Origin of the sequence: Curtobacterium sp. B8 (genome assembly GCF_000333315.1) — a bacterium.
Classification (GTDB): Bacteria; Actinomycetota; Actinomycetes; order Actinomycetales; family Microbacteriaceae; genus Curtobacterium; species Curtobacterium luteum.
Map to the genome: position 1 here is coordinate 1 of NZ_BACW01000341.1, position 2870 is coordinate 2870.

Below are 2870 nucleotides of genomic sequence, written 5' to 3' on the forward strand. Positions count from 1 at the left end.
GCCGCCGCACGAGACTCGGGCTGAGCGACAGTCCTCGCGCACCGAACCGCGCGAAGTGTCGCTCAGCCCGAGTCTCGGGGGAGCGCGAAGAGCGAACCTACTTGCGCGCGGCAGCCGCCCGACGCTTGTTGAACACGTCGAACGCGACGGCGGCGAGCAGCACCAGGCCCTTGATGAGCGACTGGAACTCCGTGCCGACGCCGAGGATCGACATGCCGTTGTTCAGGATGCCGATGATGAGACCACCGACGATGGCGCCCGGCACCGTCCCGATGCCGCCCGTGACGGCTGCGCCACCGATGAACACGGCCGCGATGGCGTCGAGCTCGAAGCCGTTGCCCGCACCGGGCGCCGCGAGGTTGAGCTGGCCGGTGAAGACCACGCCCGCCAGGGCCGCGATCACGCCCATGTTGACGAACAGCAGGAACGTGACGCGCTTCGTCTTGACGCCGGACAGCTGCGCGGCGAGGGCGTTGCCGCCGATCGCGTAGACGTGCCGACCGAACACCGCGCTCCGCATGACGACCGAGTAGATCACCACGAGCGCGCCGAGGACGACGAGCACGATCGGCGTGCCGTTGTAGCTCGCGAGCAGCAGGGCGACGTAGATCACGAGCGCCGCGCCGAACGCCGTCTTCACGATGAACCAGGCGAACGGCTCGCTCTCGAGCTGGTACTTGCGGCGGGTCGCACGGCCCCGGAACGCCGTGATGACCATGATCGCGGCCGCGGCGATGCCGAGGACCATCGTGAGCGGCTCGTAGCCGGTGGTGCCGAACGACGGCAGGAACCCGGAGCCGAGCGACCGGAAGCCGGCCGGGAACGGCGAGATCTGCTGGTTCTGCAGGACGATCTGCGCCGCGCCGCGGAAGGCGAGCATGCCGGCCAGCGTCACGATGAACGCCGGGATCCCGAAGTAGGCGATCCAGAAGCCCTGCCAGGCGCCGACGAGCGCGCCGATCACCAGGCAGAGGACGACTGCGACCGGCCAGGGGAGACCCCACTGGGTGATCATCACACCGGCCATCGCGCCGCTGAACGCGACGACCGACCCGACGGACAGGTCGATGTGGCCGGCGATGATGACCATCACCATGCCGATCGCCAGGATCAGGATGTAGCTGTTCTGGACGATGATGTTCGACACGTTGATCGGTGCCAGGGTGATGCCGCTCGTCGCCACCTGGAAGAAGATCACGATGACGATCAGCGCGATGAACAGGCCGATCTGTCGGAGCTGCCCGGTGAGGTAGCTCGCTGCGGACTTAAGCGCGTTCATTGACAGGGGTCTCCCGTTCCTGGGTCATGTACTGCATGAGGACCTCTGGGGTGGCCTCGGAGCGGGGCACGTCGGCGGTGATCGTGCCCTCGGAGAGTGTGTAGATGCGGTCGCAGATGCCGAGGAGCTCCGGGAGCTCGGAGGAGATCACGATGATCCCCTTGCCCTGGTCCGCCAGGCTGTTGATGAGCGTGTAGATCTCGTACTTCGCACCGACGTCGATGCCCCGGGTCGGCTCGTCGAGGATGAGCACGTCGGGGTCGGCGTACATCCACTTCGACAGGACGACCTTCTGCTGGTTGCCGCCGGAGAGCTTGCCCGTGACGGCGTTCACCGAGGGGGCCTTGATGTTCATGCTCTTCAGGAACTGCGACGCGACCGTGGTCTCCTGCGAGCTGTTCACGAACCCCCAGTTGGCGAGCTTGCCGAGCGCCGACCCGGAGATGTTCCGCTTGATGTCGTCGATCAGGTTGAGGCCGTAGCGCTTCCGGTCCTCGGTCGCGTACGCGATGCCGTTGTCGATCGCGCGCGTCACCGTGTTCGTCTTGATCGGGACGCCGCGCTTGTACACGGTGCCGCTGATGCCGGTGCCGTACGAGTGCCCGAAGACGCTCATCGCGAGTTCGGTGCGGCCGGCGCCCATGAGTCCCGCGATGCCGACGACCTCGCCGGCCCGGACGGTGAGGTTCGCCTGGTGGATGATCTCGCGGGAGCCGTCGAGCGGGTGGTGGACGGTCCAGTCCTCGATGCGCAGGAGCTCCTCACCGATCTTCGGCTCACGCTCCGGGTAGCGACTCGACAGGTCGCGGCCGACCATGCCGCGGATGATGCGGTCCTCGGAGACGTCGTCGCCGTGCATGTCGAGTGTCTCGATGGTCTTGCCGTCGCGGATGATCGTGACCTTGTCCGCGATCGCCTTGATCTCGTTGAGCTTGTGGCTGATGATGATCGCCGTCATGCCCTCGGCCTGCAGCGACCGGATGAGGTCGAGCAGGTGCGCGGAGTCGTCGTCGTTCAGCGCCGCCGTCGGCTCGTCGAGGATGAGCAGCTTGACGTCCTTCGAGAGCGCCTTCGCGATCTCGACGAGTTGCTGCTTCCCGACGCCGATGTCGACGATCTTCGTGACGGGGTTGTCCTTGAGCCCGACGCGCTGCAGGAGCGACGCCGCCTCGAGGTTGGTCTGGTTCCAGTCGATGAGCCCGCCCTTGACGCGCTCGTTGCCGAGGAAGATGTTCTCGGCGATCGACAGGAACGGGCTGAGGGCGAGCTCCTGGTGGATGATGACCACGCCAGCGGCCTCGGAGTCGTTGATCGAGCCGAACTTCACCGGCTGCCCGTCGAGGAGGATCTCGCCGTCGAAGGAGCCGTGCGGGTAGACCCCCGACAGCACCTTCATCAGGGTCGACTTGCCGGCGCCGTTCTCGCCGCAGATCGCGTGGACCTGACCGCGTTCGACCGCGATCGAGACCCCCTGCAGGGCCTTCACACCGGGGAAGGTCTTGGTGATGTCCCGCATCTCGAGGATGGTGTCCGCCATGTGGACCGCCTTTCCGTCGTGCGCGCGTGCGCGCGCTGGTGGAGACGGGACGGG

General features: G+C 66.7%; 2 protein-coding genes. Both read right to left on the reverse strand.

Annotated elements, in window-relative coordinates; translation table 11 throughout:
* Nucleotides 1–97: 97 nt before the first annotated feature.
* Nucleotides 98–1279 (reverse strand): multiple monosaccharide ABC transporter permease, encoded by a 1182-nt coding sequence (gene mmsB, locus I59_RS08895; protein ID WP_022903571.1) that lies wholly within the window; start codon nt 1277–1279, stop codon nt 98–100.
* Nucleotides 1266–2816 (reverse strand): multiple monosaccharide ABC transporter ATP-binding protein, encoded by a 1551-nt coding sequence (mmsA, locus tag I59_RS08900; protein WP_022903572.1) that lies wholly within the window; start codon nt 2814–2816, stop codon nt 1266–1268. Before mmsA ends, mmsB begins: the two co-directional genes overlap by 14 nt.
* Nucleotides 2817–2870: the final 54 nt, after the last annotated feature.

Bases quoted from the DNA above. Each gene is read 5' to 3' on its own strand.
- mmsB (WP_022903571.1), bottom strand. From the start codon at position 1,279: ATGAACGCGCTTAAGTCCGCAGCGAGCTACCTCACCGGGCAGCTCCGA.
- mmsA (WP_022903572.1), bottom strand. From the start codon at position 2,816: ATGGCGGACACCATCCTCGAGATGCGGGACATCACCAAGACCTTCCCC.